Below are 20,762 nucleotides of genomic sequence, written 5' to 3' on the forward strand. Positions count from 1 at the left end.
CCCCGATACAGTGGCGCTCATGGTGTTGATGCTCGTGGTGCGCATCATCGACGTGGTGGTGCGCGCCGTCCGACTGATGGCCGGCGGCTCCCCCGCCGGTATCGCGCTGCTGGTGCTGGTGGTCGCGCTGTTCGCGAGCGGGACGTTCGCGGTGGTGGCGGGGGGAGCCTGGCTGCTGGCCACCATGCAGAACGATCACGGCTGGATGGACGCGGTGCTGCCGTGCGCGCTGGGCGGTAGCTGCCGGCCCTGACTCAGTCGGCCGGGTCTCAGTCCGCCGGATCGACGACCCACTCGCCGCGGTGCAAGACCCCGGCCACGGCCAGGTCCTCGTCCAGCACCACCAGGTCTGCGGTGGCGCCCGGCACCAGCCCTGCCGCCGCCGCTAACCCGAGCGCGCGGGCCGGGTTGATCGAGGACTGCGCCACCGCGTGCAGCAGGGCGTCGTCATCGTCGCAGTCGCGTCCGCAGTGCTCCACGGCGAACCGGAACACCTGATCCATGGTCGCGGTGCTGCCGGCGATGGTGTCGGTGGTCGCGACGCGGGCCACCCCGTCCACCACGTCGACCCCGAGCGGACCCAGCTCGTAGTGTCCGTCGGCCATGCCGGTGGCCGCCATCGCATCGGTGATCAGCGAGACTCGCTGCACCCCAACACTTTGGGTGACATGACGGTAGATCGCCGGGTCGATGTGCACGCCGTCGGTGATCAGTTCGACGGTGACCCGGGGGTCCTCCATCAGGGCGATGACGGGTCCGGGTTCACGCTGGCCGATCGGCCGCATCGCGTTGAACAGGTGGGTGCCGACGGTGGCGCCGGCGTCGATGGCCGCGCGGGTCTGCGCGTAGCCGGCGTCGGTGTGCCCCACCGCGGCCACCACCCCGGCCGCGGTGAGCTGGCCGATGGCCGCGAGCGCCCCGTCGCGTTCGGGCGCCAGCGTCACCATCCGCACCGCGCCGTCGCCGGCGGCCAGCACCCGGTCGATCTCGGTACGGTCGGGGTCGCGCATCAGCGCCGGTTCGTGCGCACCGCAGCGGCGCGCGGACAGCCACGGTCCCTCCAGATGGATACCGGCCAGCAGCCCGGTACGCACGTCGACGGCCAAACCGCGCACCTGGGACAGCAATTCGTCGGGAGCGGCGGTCACCAGGGATGCGATCAGCGTGGTGGTGCCGTGCCGGCGGTGCAGCGCGGCGGCCGTGGCGGTCTCCTCGGGTGCGGCCGCCGAGAAGTTGGCGCCGCCTCCGCCGTGCAGGTGGGTGTCGACGAAGCCGGGCACCACGGTCACCGCGCCGAGGGCCAGGTCGGCCTGCGCGGCGGGCACACCGTCGCCGACCGCCCGGATGGTGGGCCCGTCGACGTCAATCCAGCCGGGGCGCAACAGTTCCGTGCCGGTGAGCAGGGTGTCGGCGGTCAGCAGCATCTACAGGCCCTGCCAGTCCGGCTTGGCGCGGTAGGTCTGCCGGTAATGGTCGATCAGCTGCAACCGGCCGGCCGCGGCCTCGTCCAGCAGCACCGACACATGCCGATGGTGCTGCAGCACACTGGCCGGCCACATGGCACTCACCGCGCCCTCCACCAGATGGTGCACCGCCTCGGCTTTCTGCGCGCCGATGGCCACCAGGATCACGTGCCGGGCGTCGAGGATGGTGCCCAACCCCTGGGTCAGGCAGTGGGTGGGCACCGCGTCGATGTCGCCGCCGAAGAACCGGGCGTTGTCCGATCGGGTCTGGGTGGTCAGGGTTTTGATGCGGGTGCGCGATGCCAGGGAGGACCCGGGCTCGTTGAACCCGATGTGCCCGTCGGTGCCGATGCCGAGGATCTGCAGGTCGATGCCGCCCGCCGCGCGGATGGCGTCCTCGTAGGCCGCGCAGGCCGCCGGGATATCGGCGGCGAGCCCGTCCGGTCCGGCCACCGCGCCGTCTGCGAAGTCCACCCGCGACACCAACACCTCGTCGATGACATTGCGGTAGCGCTCGGGATGGTCGGCGGGCAACCCGACGTACTCGTCCAGGGTGAACCCGCGGGCCCCGGCGAACGAGATACGCCCTGCCGCACAGCGGTTCGCCAGTTCGTCGTAGATGGCCAGCGGGGACGACCCGGTGGCCAGGCCCAGCACCGCGTCGGGTTTGCGCTGCAGCAGCGCGCCGATCGCGTCGGCGGCCAGCACCCCGATCTCGGCGGGTCCCGCGGTGATGATGACTTCCATCAGCGGTTGGCCGTGAACAACTCGGTCCCCGGGGCGATGGCTGCATCCGGGGCGGCGGTCACCGCGATGTTGGCGGCCTCGCGTTCATCCATCACCACCACCGGCACGATCGGATTCAGACCCTTGGCGACGATCGCGGGGACGTCGTAGCTGATCACGGGTTGCCCGGCGGTGACCCGGTCGCCCTGCTGCAGCAGGGTGGTGAAGCCGTGGCCTTCCAGCGCGACGGTGTCCAACCCGAGGTGCACCAGCACCCCCACCTTCGCCTCGGTCAACACGACATAGGCGTGCGGCATCAGCTTGAGCAGGGTGCCGTCGACCGGGGCGACGGCGGTGACGACCTCCCGCGGCGGGTCGACCGCGGCGCCGTGCCCGACCATGCCCTGGGCAAAGACCGGGTCGGGTACATCGCCGAGCGCGACCACCCGCCCGGGCACCGGAGCGAGAACCTTCGTCGTCATTTCGTCCACAGTACGAGCGTTGCCGAAGACGGTCTCGGGTTCGCCTCTTCTCGTTTAGGCTGCCCCGAATGAGGGGGCCGACGAATCGTCATAGCAGTACCCGCATTCCGGGGTTCGCGCAGTTGCAGCGCCTCGGCAAGAGTTTGATGCTGCCGATCGCGGTGTTGCCGGCCGCGGGCATCCTGCTGCGGCTGGGCCAGCCGGATCTGCTGGGCCGGATCGAGGCTCCGGTGATCGGCGCGTTCTTCAAGGCGATGAGCGCGGCCGGCGATGCGGTGTTCGCCAATCTGCCGTTGTTGTTCGCCGTCGGTGTGGCCATCGGTTTCGCGCGCAAGGCCGACGGTTCCACCGCGCTGGCCGCGGTGGTCGGCTACCTGGTGGTCGAGGCGGTGTTCGAGACGATGTCGCCGATCGTGCTGGCCGGCGAGGTCGACAAGAACGGTGATCAGGCGCTGATCAACTACAGCGTGTTCGCCGGCATCGTGGTGGGCCTGCTGACCGCGTGGCTGTTCGACCGCTATCACACCATCGAACTGCCGTCCTATCTCGGCTTCTTCGGGGGCCGGCGGTTCGTACCGATCGTGGTGTCGCTGGCCTCGCTGTTCCTGGCGTTCGCGATGAGCTACTTCTACCCGATCTTCGATGTCGGCCTGACCGCCCTCGGCCAGTTCATCGGTGGCGCCGGGGCTTTCGGGGCGTTCGTGTACGGGTTCGCCAACCGCATGCTGATCCCGTTCGGGCTGCACCACATCCCGAACTCGTATGTGTGGTTCCTGTACGGGGACTACCAGACCCCGGACGGCAACATCGTCACCGGTGAGCTGACCCGGTTCGCGGCCGGAGACCCGACCGGCGGGCATCTGACGGCCGGCTTCTACCCGATCCTGATGTTCGGCCTGCCCGCCGCCGCGTTGGCGATGATCCACGTGGCCAACAAGAAACAGCGCAAGGTGGCGGTGGGCATCCTGGCCGCTGCGGCGCTGACGGCGTTCCTCACCGGGGTCACCGAGCCGCTGGAGTTCGCGTTCATGTTCGTGGCATTCCCGCTGTACGTCATTCACGCGGTACTGACCGGGTTGTCGCTGGCGGTCGCGTATCTGCTCGACATCCATCTGGGCTTCTCGTTCTCGGCCGGCCTGATCGACCTGCTGCTGTACGGCACCGCCCCGGCGGCCAAGAACATCCCGCTGTTGATCGGCATGGGTGTGGTGTTCTTCGTCATCTATTACCTGTTGTTCCGGTTCGCCATCACCCGGTGGAACATGCTCACCCCGGGCCGGGAACCCGAGGCGGAGCCCGAGGCCGCGGAGTCCGCCGAGAACACCCGCGCCGAGCAGGTCATCGCGGCCTTCGGTGGGCGGGAGAACCTGGTCAATGTGGATGCCTGCATCACCCGGTTGCGGATGGAGGTGGCCGACCCGGCCAGGGTGGATCAGACCCGGCTGAAGAGCCTGGGCGCGGCCGGGGTGATCGAGGTGGGCAACAGTGTGCAGGCGGTGTTCGGTACCGAGGCCGAGGCGTTGAAGAACGACATCCTCGGCGCGCTCTAGCGGCAGTAGTCGCCGGTGGCGTACTCCAGTGCCCGCCGGTACACCGGGTCCAGCCCGCGGTTGATCGTCACTTCATTGACCGACGCCGCGAGTTCGGCGCGGCAGGTCGGCGCCTGAAGTTCGGGCCACCCCCGCGCGATCTCGCTGACCATGATCTGGTTCAGGCCGTCGATGGTGGCACGGGTCGCGGCCAGGTCGGGTGCGGTATCCGGCGCCGCGACCGGGTCCACCTTCCAGTCGCCGAACAGGCTGTACTGCAACGACACCGTCGCATCGATCTGGTCGCGGAACACCTCGCGGACGAAGCCCGGGTCCACCCCCTGTGCCTGCGCGGCGGCCGCGACGGTATCGAGGACCTGCTGTTCCCGTTGCGGGTCCTCGATGGCGCCGCCGGTCAGGTACTTGCTCGCCGCAACGGGTTCGGCGGTGAGCAGGCGTTGCGCGGCGGCGTCGACGAGCGGGTGTAGCGGGCTCAGCACATCGGCACCGGCCACCGGCGCGCCCGCGACAGCCAGCGCCGCAAAGGTGATGGCCAGGCCGCGCATCAGCGACCGCCGCGGACGAGTCGGCCCGGGCGGGCGCCGGTGTCCACGCCGTCGCGTCGAGTGATCACCCCGTTGACGATAGTCGCGGTGTAGCCGGAGGCACCCTGCACCAGCCGGTGCCCGCCGGCCGGTAGGTCGTAGGCCATCCGCGGGGCGTGCAGCGTCAACGCGTCCAGGTCGATCACGTTGAGGTCGGCCTTCTTGCCGACCGCGATGACGCCGCGGTCGGTGAGCCCGAACAGCTGTGCGGTGTCGTGGGATTGCTTGCGGATCACGTACTCCAGCGGCAGTTTCTCGCCGCGGTGCCGGTCACGCGCCCAGTGCGTGAGCAGGAAGGTCGGATACGAGGCGTCGCAGATCATGCTGCAGTGCGCGCCGCCGTCGGAGAGCCCCAGCACGCCGGCGGGGTGCGTCATCATCTCCCGGATCGCATCGTGGTTGCCGTTGGCGTAGTTGAACATCGGCAGCATCAGCATGTTCGCGGCGTCCGATTCGAGCATCAGGTCGTACATGGTCGCCAACGGATCCTGGTTGCGGGCCTTGGCGATGGCGGCCACCGTACGGTCCGGGGTGGGCTCGTAGTCCGGCGGCTCCCCCAGTGAGTACAGCCGTTCGGTGGAGTACTGCGCGAAGGCGAACATGCCGTCGAAGAGCACGTTCGGATCGACGGGCAGATCCTGTTCGGACAGGATCGCCTGGCGCACAGCCGGTTCGGCGAGGCGGGCGGCGAGTTCCTCGCGGCTGCACTCGGCCTTGAGCCGGCGGTAGGTGGGCCGGTGGGTGAAGGCGTGGTGGCCGGGGAATCCGAGCAGCATGCCGAACGGCCGGGCCGCCACCTGCGGATAGAGCCGGCTCCCGGCCTGATGCGCGGCCGCGGACAGGTCGAGCTGTTCGCGCCACAGGTCCGGGTCGGCGTCGACCTGGATGAGCGCAAAGCTCAGCGCACAGTCGATCTCCTCCCCGAGGCGGCGCATCCACTCCAGTTCCTTTCGGGGCGCGACGATGTCCTCCCCGGCCGCACCCTGCGGGGCGAGTTCGAAGACCGCGCCGCCGCCGGCCGCGGTGGCCCGCCCGAGCGCGAAGAGTTCGTCCTCGGCGGCGAAGGTGCCCGGCACCGGTTCGCCGTCCATGGCGCGGTGCGCCAGCGTACGGGAGGACGAGAAGCCCAGCGCCCCAGCCTCGATGGCCTCCTGCACCAGGCGGCTCATCGCGGCGATGTCGTCGGGGTTCGCCGGCTCGTTGCGGGCGCCACGCTCCCCCATCGCGTAGGCGCGCACGGTGCCGTGCGCGATCTGGCTGCCCATGTCGACGGCCAGTTCCCGGCGCCCGATCACGTCGAGGTACTCGGCGTAGCTTTCCCAGCCCCAGGTGATGCCCTCGGTCAGCGCCGTGCCCGGGATGTCCTCCACCCCTTCCATCAGCTCGATCAGCCACTGCTCCTGGCCGGGCCGCACCGGCGCGAAACCCACCCCGCAGTTGCCCGCGACGATGGTGGTGACGCCGTGGCTGCTGGACGGTTCCAGCAGGTCGTCCCAGCTGACCTGGCCGTCGTAGTGGGTGTGGATGTCGACGAAACCGGGCGCGACGATTTTGCCTGCGGCATCGATGGTCTCGGCGGCCGGCGCGGTCAGCGGCGGATCGTTCGGGCCGCGCCGGCGGACCTCCACGATCCGGCCGTCGGTGATACCGACGTCCGCGGTGAACCGGTCGGCTCCGGTGCCGTCGACGACGGTGCCGCCGGTGATCAACAGATCGAACATGTGCACTCCCTCGGCCCGCGCTGTGCCTCGTGTCTAACACGACCGCCGGACCGGACTAGGCAGTTTCGAGAAAGTGTTCACTGCGGGTCCGCTGCGTCCGGTGATACCCCGCTCAAACCCCTAGGGCGAGATCGCACTCACGGTCGCCGATTCCGGTTACACCGGCCTTATCGACGACCCTCGGCTCGAACTCGGCCCGAGTTCGACCGTACGGCGGTCTACCCGGCCCACCGTACGTAGATCAGCAACCCTCAGCTCGATCTCGCCCTAGGGTTTTCAACCGCAACCCAGCTGAAACTCCGGCGGTTATCCACAGCCCGGCGACCGACACCCCGCGATGTGTCGGCACCCGTCACCACCATGGCGGTATGGAACCCTTCCTCGGCAGCGAGGCCCTGGCGCGCGGCACCATGACCCGGGGTGTGCTGCGGGCGCGCTATACCGCAGACCTGCCCAACATCTACCTGCCGAAGGACACCGAGCCCACCCTGCTGGACCGCGCGAAGGCCGCCTGGCTGTGGAGCAAGAAGAGCGGAATCATCGCCGGCCGCACCGCCGCGGGGTTCTACCGGGATCCATGGCAGATCAGCTCCGACCCCGTCGACCTGATCGCCCGCAACAGCAGACATCCGCCGGGGATCGTCCTGCACAACGAGCGCATCTGCGTCGACGAGATCACCTATCGGCACGGGCTGCCGATCACGACACCCGTGCGTACCGCGCTCGACCTGGCCCGGCACCTGCCACGCGACGAGGCCGTCACCTTGCTCGACCCGCTCGTGGCGGCCACCGGCATCAGCAGGGAGGACATCTGGCAGCTGGCCAAGCGCTATCGGGGGATGCGGGACGTCAGGACGGCGGATGCGGCGATTCTGGACATCGATCCCGGCGCCCGGACACCGGAGCAGACCCGCGTTCGGCTGCTGCTGTCGGACAATGGATTCCGACCTACGCACAGTCAGATCCGGGTCACCGACGGCTTCAAAGAGGTCCTGCTGGCCATGGGCTGGCCCGCACTGAAGATCGGCGTCGACTGCGATCTCGCCGACGCACCCACGACATACATCGTCGCCACGTCGGAGTTCCTGCGCAGCCAGGGCTGGCTGTACGTGCCGGTGCTGCCGCAGCACGCCGACAGCGTGATCAGCCACCGCGTTCGGAATGCGGTGTGGTCGCGGCTCAGGCGGCGTTAGAGGTCGGCGAAGCAGGGGTCGCTGTCGCCGGTGGGGATGGTCGCGTCGGTGGAGGAGAACTCGCCGATCACGCCGGTGTCGGTGACCTTGATGCTGTCGGCCTTGATGCCCAGCGGGTAGTTGTCGTTGAGCGTGGCGGTCAGCTCGTTGAGCGCGGTCTGCACGGCGTCCTTGCCGAACGGGCCCGTGACGTCGAGGACCTGGAGTTCGAGGTTGCCGTCGGTGACCACCGGCTTGGCGGTGATGGTGGTGTCGCCGGTCGCCTCCAGGATCAGGGTGCCCGCCGCGGCGTCGGTGCGCACCGCGGTGACGAGATCGCCGACGACGGGCAGGTTGTCGGCGACGGTGCTCTTGATGCCCTCGGCGGTCCAGTCCAGGGTGGCCCGGATCGAGCCGATGGTGCCCGCGCCGTCCGCCGAATCCTGCAGGTGGATGTCGCTGAGCGTGACGTCGGCGGTCATGCCCTTGGCCTCCTGCACCCGGTCGCCGGTGGTGATCACCGAGATGTCGCTGTAGCGGTCGGTGAGGTACTGCCACAGGAACGGCGGGCTGACCGAGTAGGAGACGTCCGCGGTGTCCTCGACCAGGCAGTCGGTGATCCCGGACAGCACGGCCGCGGCGCGGTTGCGGGCGAACAGTTCGGCGCCGGCGAGTCCGCCGACCAGCACCGCCACCACGATGACCGCGATCAGGACGATGCTCTGCTTGTTGCGGGCCGCCGGGGGCGCCGGCACGTCCATGCCGGGTTTGCCCAGCGGCGGCGGTGGGATCGGGGGCGGCGGCGACGCCGGGATCCTGTGGGTGGCCGGATCCGGTGCACGCAGCCGCTCGGTGGCCGGGTCCGGTGCACGCAGGCGCTCGGTGGCCGGCTCGGGACGCCGCGGCATGCGCTCGGTCGGCAGGTCCGGCCGAGGTATCCGCCGGGTAGCCGGGTCGCGCGGCGGTTCTGGCGGCTGCATCGGCATCTGCCCAGTGTGCCAAAACGCTGCCGGCGCGGAATCGAGGTTTCCGCGCCGGCGCCGTTGACGTGGCCTTACTGCTCGGACTGCTCGGCGGTGTCGTCGCTGCTGTAGCGGGTCCAGAAGGCGAACGCGAGCAGGCCGGAGACCGCCGCGACGGCCACCCAGACGACCACCGAGATGATCAGCGAGATCGGGGACAGCCCGTAGGTGGACAGGGCGAAGCCCGCGTAGGCCAGCCACAGCACCCGGTAGGCCGACCACAGCGCGGTCAGGCCGCTGAAGAGGGCGATGACCAGGGCCGGGGTCTTGTCGACGCGCTTGGTCAGGTCCTGGATCTGGGCGGGGATGACGTTCATCGGGATTCCTTTCACGGTGCGCCGCCACGGTGGCGTCGTCATGGCACGAGTACAGCGGCGCGCAATCGCTACCGATCCCAACAATCCGGTGTTGGATGGCACCCATGGACAGGCCCGACATCGTCATCCTGATGACCGACGAGGAACGCGCGATCCCGCCCTACGAATCCCCCGAGGTGTCGGACTGGCGGCGACGGACGCTGACCGGGCGGCGCTGGTTCGACGAGCACGGCGTCAGCTTCACCCGTCACTACACCGGGTCGCTGGCCTGTGTCCCGAGCCGGCCGACGCTGTTCACCGGCCAGTACCCGGATCTGCACGGGGTCACCCAGACCGACGGGCTCGGCAAGCGTTACGACGACTCGCGGCTGCGCTGGCTGCGCCGCGGTGAGGTGCCCACTCTCGGAAACTGGTTCCGCGCAGCAGGTTACGACACCCACTACGACGGCAAGTGGCACATCTCGCACGCCGACCTGGAGGACCCGGTGACCGGGAAGATCCTGGCCACCAACGACGACGACGGTGTGGTGGACGCGGCCGCGGTGCAGGCCTACCTGGATGCCGACCCGCTGGGCCCGTACGGGTTCTCCGGCTGGGTCGGGCCCGAACCGCACGGAGCGTCGTTGGCCAACAGCGGTTTTCGTCGGGACCCGCTGTTCGCGGAGCGGATCGTGGCCTGGCTCCAGGACCGCTACGCGCGACGGCGCGCCGGTGACCCGGCGGCGCTGCGGCCGTTCCTGCTGGTGGCCAGCTTCGTCAATCCCCATGACATCGTGCTGTTTCCGGCGTGGTCGCGACGCAACCCGCTCTCGGCCTCGCCGGCCGATCCCCCGCATGTGCCCGCCGCGCCCACCGCGGACGAGGACCTGAGCAGTAAACCGGCGGCCCAGGCCGCGTTCCGGGACGCCTACTACTCCGGGTACGGGCCGACCGCGGCGGTATCGCGCACCTACCGGCGCAAGGCGCAGGCCTACCGCGACCTGTACTACCGGCTGCACGCCGAGGTGGACGGACCGCTGGACCGGGTGCGTCGGGCGGTCACCGACGGGTCGACCGAGGCGGTGCTGGTACGCACGTCGGATCACGGTGAGTTGCTGGGCGCGCACGGTGGGCTGCATCAGAAGTGGTTCAACCTGTATGACGAGGCGACCCGGGTGCCGTTCGTCATCGCCCGCATCGGTGCCCACGCCACGCAGGCGCGCACCGTGTCGGCGCCGACCAGCCACGTGGATCTGGTGCCGACGCTGCTCGGCGCGGCCGGTATCGACGTGCCGGCGGTGGCCGCCGAGTTGGCGGGAAGCTTCTCCGAGGTGCACCCGCTGCCCGGGGTGGACCTGATGCCGGTGGTCGACGGCGGCCCGGCCGACGACGAGCGGGCGGTGTACCTGTTGACCCGCGACAATGTGCTCGAAGGCGACACCGGGGCGTCCGGCCTGGCCCGCCAACTCGGCCGTGACGTCAATCCGCCCGCGCCGCTGCGCATCCGGGTGCCCGCGCACGTCGCCGGGAACTTCGAGGGCCTGGTGGCCCGCGTCGACGACCGGTTGTGGAAGCTGGTGCGCACCTTCGACGATCCAGGCACCTGGACCGAGCCGGGCGTGCGCCAGCTCGCCTACACCGGGCGCGGCGCGCAGCGCTACCGCAGCGATGTGCTCGACGATCAGTGGGAGCTCTACGACCTGACCGGTGACCCGGCCGAGGCGGTCAACCGCTGGGAGGACCCGGCGCTGCACGAGCTGCGGGCGCAGCTGCGCACCCAGCTCAAGCAGGTGCGTGCGGCCGCAGTGCCGGAACGCAACAACCCGTGGCCGTATGTGCGCCGCCAGGCTCCGGAGCCGCCGGAAGGGTTCTTTGCGCGGGTACTGGGCCGGCTGCGCGGCTGAGCTACTTCGCCAGGTGCACCAGGAATTCGATGGTGGCGTCCGGCTGTACCTCCAGCAGGCCGGCGGCCGGCTTCGGCGGGACGACGTTGAAGTCGGGCAGCCGGATCGCGATGGTGCCGGCGACGTCCACCCGCTCCCCGTTGCGCTGGATCTCGGCCTGCGCGGTGGCGGGCCGGGTGACGCCCTTGAGCGTCAGCGTCACCGGAATCTCCAGCCGCAGCGGGCTGCCGTCGGCGGGCACGGCGGACACGTCCACCGGAGCGGCGCCGGTCAGTGTCGCGCTGGGAAACGTCGCCGTCTCCAGCGCGTCGGCGCTGCGGAACTTCTCGTCACGGCCGGGGCTGCCCGATTGCATGGCCGCCGGGTCGACGGTGACCTCGATCGACGTCAGCTGGGATCCGGTGATCTCCGCGCTACCGGTGACGGCGTCGGTGCGGCCGTTGACATCGACGCGCTCCCACAACAGTTTCTGCTGCACCCGGTAGCCGGCCTGGGAGCCCGGCTGCACCGTCCACGTCCCGTCGACGGCGGTGCCTGCGGGGTGACTGTCCGGCGGCAGCGCCCAGGCCGGTTGCGGCGGGTCGGCGACGAACGTCATGTACGCCCACGGCGCAGCGGCCACCGCGCCGAGGGTCAGCACTGCCAGCAACCCGACCACCACCAGCCAACGCTTCCGGTTCACGGGCATCATCCTGACAGAACCGGTCGTCGTCGGCCGGTATTGCGGTGACGCAGCTAACCCGGGTCGGGGTTGCGATTATTGATTCCCGGCCAGGGCAAATACCATCGCTGTTGATATGACCGAGAATGCCCTCGACACCCGCACCGCCGGCCGCGTCGCCGCGGAGGCGACCCGCCGCCGTACCTTCGCCGTGATCAGCCACCCCGACGCCGGTAAGTCGACGTTGACCGAGGCGCTGGCGCTGCACGCCCGGGTGATCAACGAGGCCGGCGCCATCCACGGCAAGGCGGGCCGCAAGTCCACCGTGTCGGACTGGATGGAGATGGAGAAGGCCCGCGGCATCTCGATCACCTCGACCGCGCTGCAGTTCCCCTACCGCGACTGCGTCATCAACCTGCTCGACACCCCCGGTCACGCCGACTTCTCCGAGGACACCTACCGGGTGCTGACCGCGGTGGACGCCGCGGTGATGCTCATCGACGCGGCGAAAGGCCTTGAGCCGCAGACACTCAAGCTGTTCCAGGTGTGTAAGCACCGCGGCATCCCCATCATCACCGTGATCAACAAGTGGGACCGCCCGGGCCGGCATGCGCTGGAACTGATGGACGAGATCCACGAGCGGATCGGGCTGCGCACCACCCCGCTGACCTGGCCGGTCGGCATCGCCGGGGATTTCAAGGGGGTGATGGACCGCCGCAAGGGCCACTACATCCGGTTCACCCGCACCGCCGGCGGCGCCACCGCCGCCCCCGAGGAGCACATCCCCGCCGACGAGGCCGAGGCCGCCGCCGGCATCGACTGGGAGACCGCCGTCGAGGAGTCCGAGCTGCTGTCCATGGACGGCTCGGACTTCGATCCCGAGACGTTCCGCACCGGCGAGACCTCCCCGGTGCTGTTCACCTCGGCCGCGCTGAACTTCGGCGTCAACCAGTTGCTCGATGTGCTGGTGGAGCTGGCACCCTCGCCGGGCGCCATCGTCGACGTGGCGGGCAACCCGCGGCCGGTCGATTCGCCGTTCAGCGCGTTCGTGTTCAAGGTGCAGGCCGGGATGGACACCTCGCACCGCGACCGGATCGCCTACGCCCGGGTGTGCTCGGGCACCTTCGAGCGTGGTGACGTGCTCACCCACGCCGGCACCGGTAAGCCGTTCGTCACCAAGTACGCGCAGTCGGTGTTCGGCCGCGAGCGCTCCACCCTGGACGACGCCTGGCCCGGCGATGTGATCGGCCTGGCCAACGCGGCCGCGCTGCGCCCCGGCGACACCCTGTATCGCGATGTGCCGGTGACCTTTCCGCCGATCCCGAGCTTCTCCCCCGAGCACTTCTCGGTGGTGCGCGGCAAGGATCCGAGCAAGCACAAGCAGTTCCGCAAGGGCATCGAGCAGCTGGACCAGGAGGGCGTGGTGCAGGTGCTGCGCTCGGACAAGCGCGGTGAGCAGGCCCCGGTGTTCGCCGCCGTCGGGCCGATGCAGTTCGAGGTGGCCGCGCACCGGATGGAGACCGAGATCGGCGCGGCGATCACCCTGGAGCCGCTGCCCTATCAGGTCGCGCGGATCGTGGAGCCCGAGGACGCGGAGTTCATGAACAAGCAGGTGTCCGCCGAGGTGCTGACCCGCAGCGACGGGGTGATGCTGGTGCTGTTCTCCACGCCGTGGCGGCTGCAGGGCTTCCAGCGCGACAACCCGGAGATCAAGCTGCGCTCGCTGGTGGCCACCGCCGACTGAGGCGCGGCACGATCCGGGCCGTTATTTGAGCGCGCTGCCCTGGCGCCACTGCGCCCAGGGCACGCTCCAGTCCCCGTTGTTGCTGGGGGCCAACGGATCCCCGCCGGTGTTGCGGATCTCGACGATGTCGCCGGGGCGCGAGAAGTTGTAGAACCATTCGGCGTTCTCGCCGCTGAGGTTCAGGCACCCGTGGCTGACGTTGGTGTTGCCCTGGGCCCAGATGGTGTCGTTGAGCTGGTGCAGGTAGATGCCGTCCAGGCTGATGCGGGTGGCCCACGGGATGGTGTTGCGGTAGCCGAGCCGCGAGCCGACCGGCAGGCCGTAGGTGGAGGAATCCATGACCACCGGGTTGGCCTTGTCCATCACGGTGTAGACCCCGCGCGGGGTCCAGAAGCTCAGCGTGGTGTTGCCGATGGTCTCGGTGCCGCCCATGCCCATCGAGGTCGGCATGGTGCGGACCAGCTTGCCGTTCTCGTAGACCCGGACCTGTTTGTCGGTGTCGTCGGCGATCGAGACGTGCGCGTCGCCGATGGTGAAGGACACCTTCTCGTCCTGCGCACCGTAGAGATCCTCGCCGAGCCGGGCGCCGTAGATGCCGGCGTCGACGGTGACCTTGGTGCCGGGCGCGTAGTACTTCTCCGGGCGCCAGTGCGCGGTCTGATCGTCAATCCAGTTCCAGGAGCCGACGGTCTTGGGTTCGGTGGTCACCGTCATCCGCCGTTCGGCGTTGGCCTTGTCGGTGACGGTCTGGTCGAAGCGGGCGACGACCACCATGCCGACGCCGTAGGTGGCGCCGTCCTGCAGCGGGGCGTAGGCGGTGCTGTTGAGGTACACCCGGGCCTGATAGCTCGGGTCCACGGTGGTGAAGGTCGAACTCTCCCGGGTCGGCATGCCGCCGGGGCCGCGCCCGTGCACCGTCAGGGTGTACTGCCGGCCGTAGCCCAGCGGCACCGCCGGCGTCCAGCGGGTGCTGCCCTCGGCGAGCACGCCGGGAATCTCCTTGCCCGCATCGTTGACCAGCGTGACGGCCGCCAGCGTGCCGGTCTGGGCGGTGACCGAGACCTGGCCCACCGGCTCCACCTCGGCGCGGGGGCCGGGGCTGATGGTGATCCGGGGCGGCTCGATCGGTGAGGCCTGGGGCAACTCCTGCGTCGTCGCGGTCAACGTCTGGCCATGGTCGGCGCGTTCGGGCAGCACGGTCAGCACGACCCCGCCCGCCACGGCCAGCACAGCAAAAACGATCGCCAAACAGGCACGACGAACAGACGTCAACACAACTCCACTATGGTTCGGCGAGGGCCGGTTTGATCGGGACTCCGATCGCTGCGTCCATGGTAGCCCGGGTTCCGGCCGGTGTTGGTAACGGCATGCGCTCTGCTCGGAGTCGATTCGAAGAACCGCCCCGCCTTGCGTCCCGCGCAGTTTCAATGATCTACTTGGCAACTAGAACACGTTCTAGTTCGCAGCTGGCGCGCGTTCGAATTCCAGCGGTATGCCGGGGGTTTTCGGGGGTTGCATCCCCGGCATATGTCGATGCACCATCCGTGGACGCAGCCCACCGGACGGGAGTGCGTGGATGACCTCAGCAACCGAATCGACCAGCCTGAGCCGCGCCGGGGACGCCTTCCCGCCGTTTCCGTACAGCTGGTACGCGGTCGCGTTCGCCCACGAACTGACGCCCGGCAAGGTGTTGACCCGCCGGTTCCTGGACGGCGAGGTCATCATCTTCCGCACCGAGTCGGGGGCCTTGTCGGCCGCCGAGCCGTACTGCCCGCACCTGGGCGCGCACATCGGTAAACGCGGCTGGGTGGAGGGCGAAACGGTGGTGTGCCCGTTCCACGAGTTCAAGTTCGCCCCGTCGGGCAATTGCGTGTCGACCCCGACCGGGGAGCCGCCGCGCGGGGCGGCACTCAAGACACTGCCGGTGCGCAATCACCTGGGCATGATCATGGTCTATCACGGCCCGCCCGGGGCGCAGCCAGCCTTCGATCTGGACCTGCCCGAATCCGACCCGGACTATCACCCGATCGCCACCAAGAAGCTGCACTTCAAGACCCACCCGCAGGAAGTCAACGAAAACGGGCCGGACCACGCGCATTTCGCGACCATCCACAAGTTCCGCGACTTCGTGGTGCCCAAGCCGATGGAGATCGACGGCCCGCGCATCTACACCGAATACGGTGGCACCAAACCGATCCCGGTGATCGGCGGAATCGGTTTCCACTTCACCTCCATGCTGGCCGGCCTGGGCTTCTCGCTGGTGGAGATCGCCATCCAGGGCGGGCTCACGGTGCGCCAGATGGTGCTGCCGACGCCGGTGGCCGAGCGGCACGTGGACATCTACATCGGTATCGCGGCGAAGAAGCGGTTCCGCAACAGGGCCCTGCGGGCGCTGGCGGCCCCGATCGAGAGACTGATCGGCTGGATCGTGCTGCAGGTTGTCGCCTACGAGGTGCAACAGGATCAGCTCATCTGGGACGACAAGGTGTATCTGGAGCATCCGAAGCTGACGCCCGGGGACGGGCCGATCGGCAAGTACCGGCACTGGGTCCGACAGTTCTACACCGCATGAGCACCGCGATCCCCCGTGCTCAGCGGGTCAGCGGGATGGACGCCTGGCAGCTGTACCAGGAGACGGTGCTGCAGGTCGGCAACGGCATGTCCCTGGTGCTGGTGGACCGCTCGGCGGTGCCGGGGAACCTGCGCGATCATGTGGTCGAGTTGCTCAGGCACCGGGTGCATCTGATGCCGGCCTACCGCCAGGTGCTCTTCGATCCGTGGTTCAACCCGGATCGCCCGATGCTGGTGGCCCGCGACGACGTCGACATCGACGCGCATGTCACGGCGATGCCGATGCCCGCCCCGGGCGGGGCGGTGGGGGCGGGCAAGGCGCTGGCCGAGGTCCGGGCCAAGCATCTGGATCGCCGTGTTCCGTTGTGGCACATCTACGTGCTGGAGCAGCCCGGCAGCGATCAGGCCTACCTGATCTCGGTGATCCACCATCTGCTGGTCGACGGCGATTCGGCGGTGGACGTGATCGGCTGCCTGATGACGCCGGGTGATCTGAGCGCCAAACCGGCCCGCGACGTCCCGGTGGCGTCGACGTTTCCGGCCCGGCCGTCGGCGATCGTGCGGGATGCGCTGAAGCGCAAGGCCTTACGGCTGCGCCGGTTGCCGAAGTTGCTGGGCACCTCGGCGCGGGTGATGCGCAGCAAGTGGGCGGCCCGGCATCTGGAGGTGAAGGCGCCCCGGACGTCGCTGAACTGCTCGCTGTCGGGGACGTCGACGGCGGCGCTGGCCAAGCTGGCGATGCCCGATCTGCAGATGGTGGCCAAGACCTTCGGCGTGACCGTCAACCACATCCTGCTGGCCTGTGTGGGGGCGGCGTTGGACGAGGTGCTGGCCTCCCGCGGTGAGCGGCCGGGCGCGCCACTGGTGGCGGCGGTCCCCTACGCGATGCGCGGGGCCGATCAGTCCGACTACATCACCGACGGGGTGGGCACCACCACGGTGCTGCGGGTCGACCTGTTCACCACCACCTCGGATCCCGTGCAGCGGCTACTGGGTATCGCCGAGCACGCCCGCGCGGTGAAGGACGTCCAGGAACAGCGTGGGGTCAACCTGTTCCGGCAGTGGAATGAGTACCTGCCGGGGCGCGCGGTGAACCTGCTGTTCCGCGGGATCGAGCGGTTCGGGCTGGCCGAGCGGATCTCGTGGCCGTGCAATGTGATCGTGTCCAATGCCAGCGGCATCACCGTCGAGGACCCGGTGTTCCTGAATCTTCCTGCGTTGCAGTTCTATCCGGCCGGACCGCTGTATCACGGGATGGGGCCCAGTGTGATCGCGATGTCCTGGGAGGACAATCTGTGCCTGTCGGTGACCGCGGATTCCCGGCATGCCTGCGATGCGGCCGTCATCACCGCCGGGATTGAGACCGAGTTGGGCCGGTTGCTGGCGGCCGCCGGGTAGCTCGCGCTACCGGAACCGGTCGGCGAACGGGACCTTGTCCAGGATGCGGTCACGCAGCCGCGGCGGCGGTGGGGGCGCCTGCGGCGGCGGGGCGGGCGCGGCCGGAACGATGTTGATGGTTTTCGCCTCCACCGGTGGGGTTTTCGGGCGTGGTGTCTCGGCGGCCGGTTTCTGCGGAGCCGGGGCGGATTCGACCGCGACGGGACGGACCGGCTGCTGCTCGGGCGGTGCCCCGGACGCGGTCAGCGCCAGCGACACGGAGACGACGAACGCCACCGCCGCAACACCGAGCACGGCGGCCAGAACGCGGACGCGAGAGTGGTGTCGGTGCGGGGCGGGGAGGTCGGGGACGTTGGCGGTGTGCGCGGAAGCCAGCGCCGCGCCGCGGGTGAGCGCGAAGTCGGCCTCGGTGGCGGTGAGGACGGGTCGGTCGGTTTCCTCTTGGATCGCGGCGACCAGCTCGTCGGAATGCTGCGACCCCAGCACGTACACCGCGTCGGGGCTGGGCCGGGCGGCGCGCACGAGCGCGCGGACCCGGTCGGTCAGGGTGGCGGTATCGGCGTGGTCGATGCTCTCCACGGCGATGTGGAAGCCGTCGACGGTGGCGACGACGGCGTTGTCGGGTTCGACGACGACCACGATGAGAAAGTCGTGGCCGGCCTTCTCGGCGATGCCGCGGGCCAGCGCTTCGGCGGCGTCGACGTCGCGGACCGGGACGACGGGTGCCCCGCCGGCGTAGGCGTCGAGGGCCTCGCGGACCTTGATGGCCTCGGTTTCGGCGTCGTGCGACCAGGTCAGGCCGATGGCGTGCAGGTCGGCGTCGGCGGGAAGTTCGGCCAGGTAGGCCTCGATGTGGTCGACGTCGAGCACGGCACGGTCGAGGTGTTCGCCTTCGCCGGTCACCCCGTCGACCAGTTCCCCGTGGATGTCTCTCGAGGTGACCGAGAGACCCAGTACGAGGTTCATGGATGACCCCCTCGACTTATTGACACTTGCGTTCGAGACTACCCAGCGGGGCGTCTACCTACTCAGATAGGTACGAACCGCCTCGAATGCGGAGGCGTCGAAGGCGACGATGCGGACCTGTTCGACCCGGGTGTCCGTGGCCCTGATCGTGTCGATCGCCGCGGCGATGGCGTCGTCTCGGGGCCATCCGTAGATACCGGCGCTGATCAGCGGGAACGCCATGCTGGTGGCGTCGAGTTCGTCGGCGACCTGCAGGGATCGGCGGTAGCAGGATTCCAGCAGGGCGCGGTCGCGCTGTCCGGCGGTGTAGTTCGGTCCCACGGTGTGCACGACCCAGCGGGCGGGCAGGTTGCCCGCGGTGGTCCAACCGGCGTCGCCGGTGGCCAGGCCGTCGGGGAAGCGCCGGATGCAGTCTTCGAGGACCGCCGGGCCGCCGGCGCGGTGGATGGCCCCGTCGACGCCACCGCCGCCGCGCATCCGGTTGTTCGCGGCGTTGACGATGGCGTCGACGGTCTGCCTGGTGATGTCGCCGTGGACGGCGGTGATGTCCGGCATGGGGCCAGTATGCGCTTGTGCGCGCTACTCCCCTGCCTGCTCGCCGACGGCGACGGGCACCCGGCCGGTCGGGTAGGGCAGGTCGATGTCGTGTTCGTCGTAGGCCTTCAGGATTTCGCGGCGCAGTCGGCGCTGCACCGACCACTGGGCGTTGGGCCGGGTCTTGATCGTCATCCGCAGGGTGACGCGGTCGGGTGAAAGTTCCTGTACACCCAGCATTTCCGGTTCACCGATCACCTTGGCCGCGACGGCGGGGTCCTTGATGGTCTGCTCGGCGGCTTCCAGGGCAACCCGTTCGGCGCGGGAGAGGTCGACGCTGAGGGCGACGGGGACCTCGACGCGGGCGACGGCGTAGTCCTGGCTCATGTTGCCGACGCGGGCGATCTCGCCGTTGCGGACGTACCAGAGGGTGCCGTCGATGTCGCGGACGGTGGTGATGCGCAGGCCGACGGACTCCACCTCGCCGGTGGCCTCGCCCAGGTCGACGGTGTCGCCGACGCCGTACTGGTCTTCGAGCAGCATGAAGACGCCGGTGACGAAGTCGCGGACCAGGTTCTGGGCGCCGAAGCCGATGGCCAGGCCGACGACGCCGGCGGAGGCGATGAACGGGGCGATGTTGACGCCGAACACGTTGAGGATGGTGAGCACCACCCAGACCAGCAGCACGATCGAGACGGTGGATTTGAGTACCGAGCCGATGGTCTGGGCGCGTTGCTGGCGGCGGGCGGCGATCTTGGCGGTGTTGGAGCCGGCGCGTTCGCGCAGGTTACGCAGCAGCGGGGGCTTCTTGGTCTGGCTTTCGTCGGCGGTGGGTTGGGCTTCGTCGACGATCTTGGGGCGCCGGCCGGTGGTGGCGCGGTCGATGGCCCGGTGGATCAGGTAGCGCGCGATCAGGGCGATGACGACGTACGCGGCGACTCTGATGGGGACTTCGACCAGCCAGTGCTTGTTGGTGTCGGTCCATTCGAAGGCAGCGTTGTACACATCCATGTTTTGACCGTACCCATGTGTTGGTGGGGTCAATCTGGGGTCGTTGCTTGCTGGTGGCTCGTGCGGGAGGGCGGGAGGAGGGGTGGTCCGTGCCCGGCTATGAGCGACAAATGAGCGACAACGGTGTCGTACGCGGTGCTCACGAAGGCAGTGCCGTGGCGATATCGGTGTGGGCGAAGTCGTCACCCACGAACAGCAGTGGCTCACCGGTGACGTCGGCCAACGCATACGAGTAGCAGTCGCCGAGATTCAGTCCGGCGGGATGTCCGCTGCCGCGCCCGAAGTCCCGGTAGGCCCGCGTTGCGCTCGCAGCCTGCTCCGCGTCGAAGGGGACCGTTTCGATCCTGAGTTGCGCGATCAAGCGCTCGACTCGACGAAAGTCCTCGGGCGCCAACCGCCGGGTCAACGCGGCACCAATTTCGACGAGAGTTGCCGCGGACATCTTCGGATGTGCGGCATCGAATAGAATATCGAGCAACGCGGCCCGTTGCGGTTGGTGGAGAGCAATGGCCACGATCGCCGAGGTATCGACGATCACACGGGCAGCCCGTTCTCGTCATACAGCTTGTCCTGGTCCCGACGGATCTGCTGGCGCTGTTGTCGCGTGATCGATCGGTCGAGGTCGGAAAGAAGTGCGTTCACTTTGGCGCGTCGGGCGTCACGTCCCTGATCGGCGTCGACTTCAGCGAGTTTTGCGCGCACTGCCTCTTCTACGGCGCTCGTCTGGCTCAGGCCGGTTCGTCGGGCGAGCTCCCGGACGAGTTCCACCGTCTGCTCATTCTTGATGTTCAGACTCATGGTAGAAATCTACCCTTCTCGGGTAGAACCGTCCAGGTCGTCACGTCCCGACCCTTTACGCCGGCACGTCACCGACTCGGCGGAATTCCGCGGCGAATCCCTCGGCGATGCCCTGCGCGCGGCGACCGTACTCGGCGAGGGTGAGGTCAGCGTCCCCTC

The 20,762-nt window shown here is 69.1% G+C and carries 21 protein-coding genes; 7 read left to right on the forward strand and 14 right to left on the reverse strand.

The annotated features are described in order from the left end of the window. Nucleotides 1-19 precede the first annotated feature (19 nt). Nucleotides 20-253 carry a hypothetical protein gene (locus V4U86_RS18910; RefSeq protein WP_395307471.1) on the forward strand — a complete coding sequence of 78 codons (234 nt, stop codon included), beginning with the start codon at nucleotides 20-22 and terminating at the stop codon, nucleotides 251-253. Nucleotides 254-269: 16 nt separating this feature from the next. Here the strand turns inward: V4U86_RS18910 and nagA are convergent, their stop codons facing one another. The 3 genes from nagA to V4U86_RS18925 are packed head-to-tail and all read right to left on the reverse strand — an operon-like array spanning nucleotide 270 to nucleotide 2,671. Next, the gene (nagA, locus tag V4U86_RS18915) at nucleotides 270-1,424 is read right to left on the reverse strand and encodes an N-acetylglucosamine-6-phosphate deacetylase (protein WP_395307472.1); all 1,155 of its coding nucleotides are present in this window, start codon (nucleotides 1,422-1,424) and stop codon (nucleotides 270-272) included. Next, complete coding sequence (nagB, locus tag V4U86_RS18920) at nucleotides 1,425-2,210, reverse strand: glucosamine-6-phosphate deaminase (RefSeq protein WP_395307473.1); 786 nt, start codon at nucleotides 2,208-2,210, stop codon at nucleotides 1,425-1,427. After that, entirely contained in the window at nucleotides 2,210-2,671 is a 462-nt protein-coding gene (locus tag V4U86_RS18925) for a PTS sugar transporter subunit IIA (protein ID WP_395307474.1), read from the reverse strand. The genes nagB and V4U86_RS18925 overlap by 1 nt, the downstream gene beginning before the upstream one ends. Nucleotides 2,672-2,739: 68 nt before the next feature. On the opposite strand from V4U86_RS18925, the gene V4U86_RS18930 reads away from it, so the two are divergent. Beyond that, nucleotides 2,740-4,221, forward strand: coding sequence for a PTS transporter subunit EIIC (locus tag V4U86_RS18930; RefSeq protein WP_395307475.1), 1,482 nt, complete (start codon nucleotides 2,740-2,742; stop codon nucleotides 4,219-4,221). On the opposite strand, the gene V4U86_RS18935 is transcribed toward V4U86_RS18930, so the two are convergent. Together V4U86_RS18935 and V4U86_RS18940 are read right to left on the reverse strand one after the other, a co-directional pair. Further along, on the reverse strand, nucleotides 4,218-4,766 hold the full coding sequence (locus V4U86_RS18935) for a chorismate mutase (protein WP_395307476.1): 549 nt from the start codon (nucleotides 4,764-4,766) through the stop codon (nucleotides 4,218-4,220). The genes V4U86_RS18930 and V4U86_RS18935 overlap by 4 nt on opposite strands. Continuing rightward, entirely contained in the window at nucleotides 4,766-6,526 is a 1,761-nt protein-coding gene (locus V4U86_RS18940) for an N-acyl-D-amino-acid deacylase family protein (RefSeq protein ID WP_395307477.1), read from the reverse strand. The genes V4U86_RS18935 and V4U86_RS18940 overlap by 1 nt, the downstream gene beginning before the upstream one ends. A gap of 368 nt (nucleotides 6,527-6,894) precedes the next feature. On the opposite strand from V4U86_RS18940, the gene V4U86_RS18945 reads away from it, so the two are divergent. Continuing rightward, on the forward strand, nucleotides 6,895-7,719 hold the full coding sequence (locus V4U86_RS18945; protein ID WP_395307478.1) for a hypothetical protein: 825 nt from the start codon (nucleotides 6,895-6,897) through the stop codon (nucleotides 7,717-7,719). Here V4U86_RS18945 and V4U86_RS18950 read toward each other — a convergent pair. After that, nucleotides 7,716-8,684: an LmeA family phospholipid-binding protein gene (locus tag V4U86_RS18950; RefSeq protein WP_395307479.1), complete on the reverse strand. Its 969-nt coding sequence runs from the start codon at nucleotides 8,682-8,684 to the stop codon at nucleotides 7,716-7,718. The two genes, V4U86_RS18945 and V4U86_RS18950, sit on opposite strands and share 4 nt — an antisense overlap. 68 nt (nucleotides 8,685-8,752) lie before the next feature. Then, nucleotides 8,753-9,079 (reverse strand): hypothetical protein, encoded by a 327-nt coding sequence (locus V4U86_RS18955; protein ID WP_395307480.1) that lies wholly within the window; start codon nucleotides 9,077-9,079, stop codon nucleotides 8,753-8,755. Nucleotides 9,080-9,141: 62 nt separating this feature from the next. Between V4U86_RS18955 and V4U86_RS18960 the strand changes: the two genes are divergently transcribed. Next, complete coding sequence (locus V4U86_RS18960; RefSeq protein ID WP_395307481.1) at nucleotides 9,142-10,920, forward strand: sulfatase-like hydrolase/transferase; 1,779 nt, start codon at nucleotides 9,142-9,144, stop codon at nucleotides 10,918-10,920. Nucleotide 10,921: 1 nt separating this feature from the next. On the opposite strand, the gene V4U86_RS18965 is transcribed toward V4U86_RS18960, so the two are convergent. Next, the gene (locus V4U86_RS18965) at nucleotides 10,922-11,602 is read right to left on the reverse strand and encodes a YceI family protein (RefSeq protein ID WP_395307482.1); all 681 of its coding nucleotides are present in this window, start codon (nucleotides 11,600-11,602) and stop codon (nucleotides 10,922-10,924) included. A 115-nt stretch (nucleotides 11,603-11,717) separates the two neighbouring features. Here V4U86_RS18965 and V4U86_RS18970 point away from each other — a divergent pair, with 115 nt between their 5' ends. Further along, entirely contained in the window at nucleotides 11,718-13,325 is a 1,608-nt protein-coding gene (locus tag V4U86_RS18970) for a peptide chain release factor 3 (RefSeq protein ID WP_395307483.1), read from the forward strand. 21 nt (nucleotides 13,326-13,346) lie between these two features. Here the strand turns inward: V4U86_RS18970 and V4U86_RS18975 are convergent, their stop codons facing one another. Then, entirely contained in the window at nucleotides 13,347-14,555 is a 1,209-nt protein-coding gene (locus tag V4U86_RS18975; protein ID WP_395307484.1) for a L,D-transpeptidase, read from the reverse strand. Nucleotides 14,556-14,901: 346 nt separating this feature from the next. Here V4U86_RS18975 and V4U86_RS18980 point away from each other — a divergent pair, with 346 nt between their 5' ends. Then, nucleotides 14,902-15,897: an aromatic ring-hydroxylating oxygenase subunit alpha gene (locus V4U86_RS18980; protein ID WP_395307485.1), complete on the forward strand. Its 996-nt coding sequence runs from the start codon at nucleotides 14,902-14,904 to the stop codon at nucleotides 15,895-15,897. Then, complete coding sequence (locus tag V4U86_RS18985) at nucleotides 15,894-17,294, forward strand: wax ester/triacylglycerol synthase domain-containing protein (RefSeq protein ID WP_395307486.1); 1,401 nt, start codon at nucleotides 15,894-15,896, stop codon at nucleotides 17,292-17,294. Before V4U86_RS18980 ends, V4U86_RS18985 begins: the two co-directional genes overlap by 4 nt. Nucleotides 17,295-17,300: 6 nt before the next feature. Here the strand turns inward: V4U86_RS18985 and V4U86_RS18990 are convergent, their stop codons facing one another. The 5 genes from V4U86_RS18990 to V4U86_RS19010 form a co-directional block, all read right to left on the reverse strand. After that, nucleotides 17,301-18,260 (reverse strand): DUF7159 family protein, encoded by a 960-nt coding sequence (locus tag V4U86_RS18990; protein ID WP_395307487.1) that lies wholly within the window; start codon nucleotides 18,258-18,260, stop codon nucleotides 17,301-17,303. Between the two features lie 54 nt (nucleotides 18,261-18,314). After that, nucleotides 18,315-18,815, reverse strand: a complete 501-nt coding sequence (locus V4U86_RS18995) for an O-acetyl-ADP-ribose deacetylase (protein WP_395307488.1) — start codon at nucleotides 18,813-18,815, stop codon at nucleotides 18,315-18,317. 24 nt (nucleotides 18,816-18,839) lie between these two features. Beyond that, on the reverse strand, nucleotides 18,840-19,805 hold the full coding sequence (locus V4U86_RS19000; RefSeq protein ID WP_395307489.1) for a mechanosensitive ion channel family protein: 966 nt from the start codon (nucleotides 19,803-19,805) through the stop codon (nucleotides 18,840-18,842). 139 nt (nucleotides 19,806-19,944) lie between these two features. Continuing rightward, nucleotides 19,945-20,343, reverse strand: coding sequence for a type II toxin-antitoxin system VapC family toxin (locus V4U86_RS19005; protein WP_395307490.1), 399 nt, complete (start codon nucleotides 20,341-20,343; stop codon nucleotides 19,945-19,947). After that, entirely contained in the window at nucleotides 20,340-20,603 is a 264-nt protein-coding gene (locus tag V4U86_RS19010; protein ID WP_395307491.1) for a type II toxin-antitoxin system VapB family antitoxin, read from the reverse strand. Before V4U86_RS19010 ends, V4U86_RS19005 begins: the two co-directional genes overlap by 4 nt. Between the last annotated feature and the right edge of the window lie 159 nt (nucleotides 20,604-20,762).

It is taken from the genome of Mycobacterium sp. AMU20-3851 (assembly GCF_043974665.1).
GTDB lineage: Bacteria > Actinomycetota > Actinomycetes > Mycobacteriales > Mycobacteriaceae > Mycobacterium.

Bases quoted from the DNA above. Each gene is read 5' to 3' on its own strand.
- V4U86_RS18910 (WP_395307471.1), top strand. From the start codon at position 20: ATGGTGTTGATGCTCGTGGTGCGCATCATCGACGTGGTGGTGCGCGCC.
- nagA (WP_395307472.1), bottom strand. From the start codon at position 1,424: ATGCTGCTGACCGCCGACACCCTGCTCACCGGCACGGAACTGTTGCGC.
- nagB (WP_395307473.1), bottom strand. From the start codon at position 2,210: ATGGAAGTCATCATCACCGCGGGACCCGCCGAGATCGGGGTGCTGGCC.
- V4U86_RS18925 (WP_395307474.1), bottom strand. From the start codon at position 2,671: ATGACGACGAAGGTTCTCGCTCCGGTGCCCGGGCGGGTGGTCGCGCTC.
- V4U86_RS18930 (WP_395307475.1), top strand. From the start codon at position 2,740: ATGAGGGGGCCGACGAATCGTCATAGCAGTACCCGCATTCCGGGGTTC.
- V4U86_RS18935 (WP_395307476.1), bottom strand. From the start codon at position 4,766: ATGCGCGGCCTGGCCATCACCTTTGCGGCGCTGGCTGTCGCGGGCGCG.
- V4U86_RS18940 (WP_395307477.1), bottom strand. From the start codon at position 6,526: ATGTTCGATCTGTTGATCACCGGCGGCACCGTCGTCGACGGCACCGGA.
- V4U86_RS18945 (WP_395307478.1), top strand. From the start codon at position 6,895: ATGGAACCCTTCCTCGGCAGCGAGGCCCTGGCGCGCGGCACCATGACC.
- V4U86_RS18950 (WP_395307479.1), bottom strand. From the start codon at position 8,684: ATGCCGATGCAGCCGCCAGAACCGCCGCGCGACCCGGCTACCCGGCGG.
- V4U86_RS18955 (WP_395307480.1), bottom strand. From the start codon at position 9,079: ATGACGACGCCACCGTGGCGGCGCACCGTGAAAGGAATCCCGATGAAC.
- V4U86_RS18960 (WP_395307481.1), top strand. From the start codon at position 9,142: ATGGACAGGCCCGACATCGTCATCCTGATGACCGACGAGGAACGCGCG.
- V4U86_RS18970 (WP_395307483.1), top strand. From the start codon at position 11,718: ATGACCGAGAATGCCCTCGACACCCGCACCGCCGGCCGCGTCGCCGCG.
- V4U86_RS18980 (WP_395307485.1), top strand. From the start codon at position 14,902: ATGACCTCAGCAACCGAATCGACCAGCCTGAGCCGCGCCGGGGACGCC.
- V4U86_RS18985 (WP_395307486.1), top strand. From the start codon at position 15,894: ATGAGCACCGCGATCCCCCGTGCTCAGCGGGTCAGCGGGATGGACGCC.
- V4U86_RS18990 (WP_395307487.1), bottom strand. From the start codon at position 18,260: ATGAACCTCGTACTGGGTCTCTCGGTCACCTCGAGAGACATCCACGGG.
- V4U86_RS18995 (WP_395307488.1), bottom strand. From the start codon at position 18,815: ATGCCGGACATCACCGCCGTCCACGGCGACATCACCAGGCAGACCGTC.
- V4U86_RS19000 (WP_395307489.1), bottom strand. From the start codon at position 19,805: ATGGATGTGTACAACGCTGCCTTCGAATGGACCGACACCAACAAGCAC.
- V4U86_RS19010 (WP_395307491.1), bottom strand. From the start codon at position 20,603: ATGAGTCTGAACATCAAGAATGAGCAGACGGTGGAACTCGTCCGGGAG.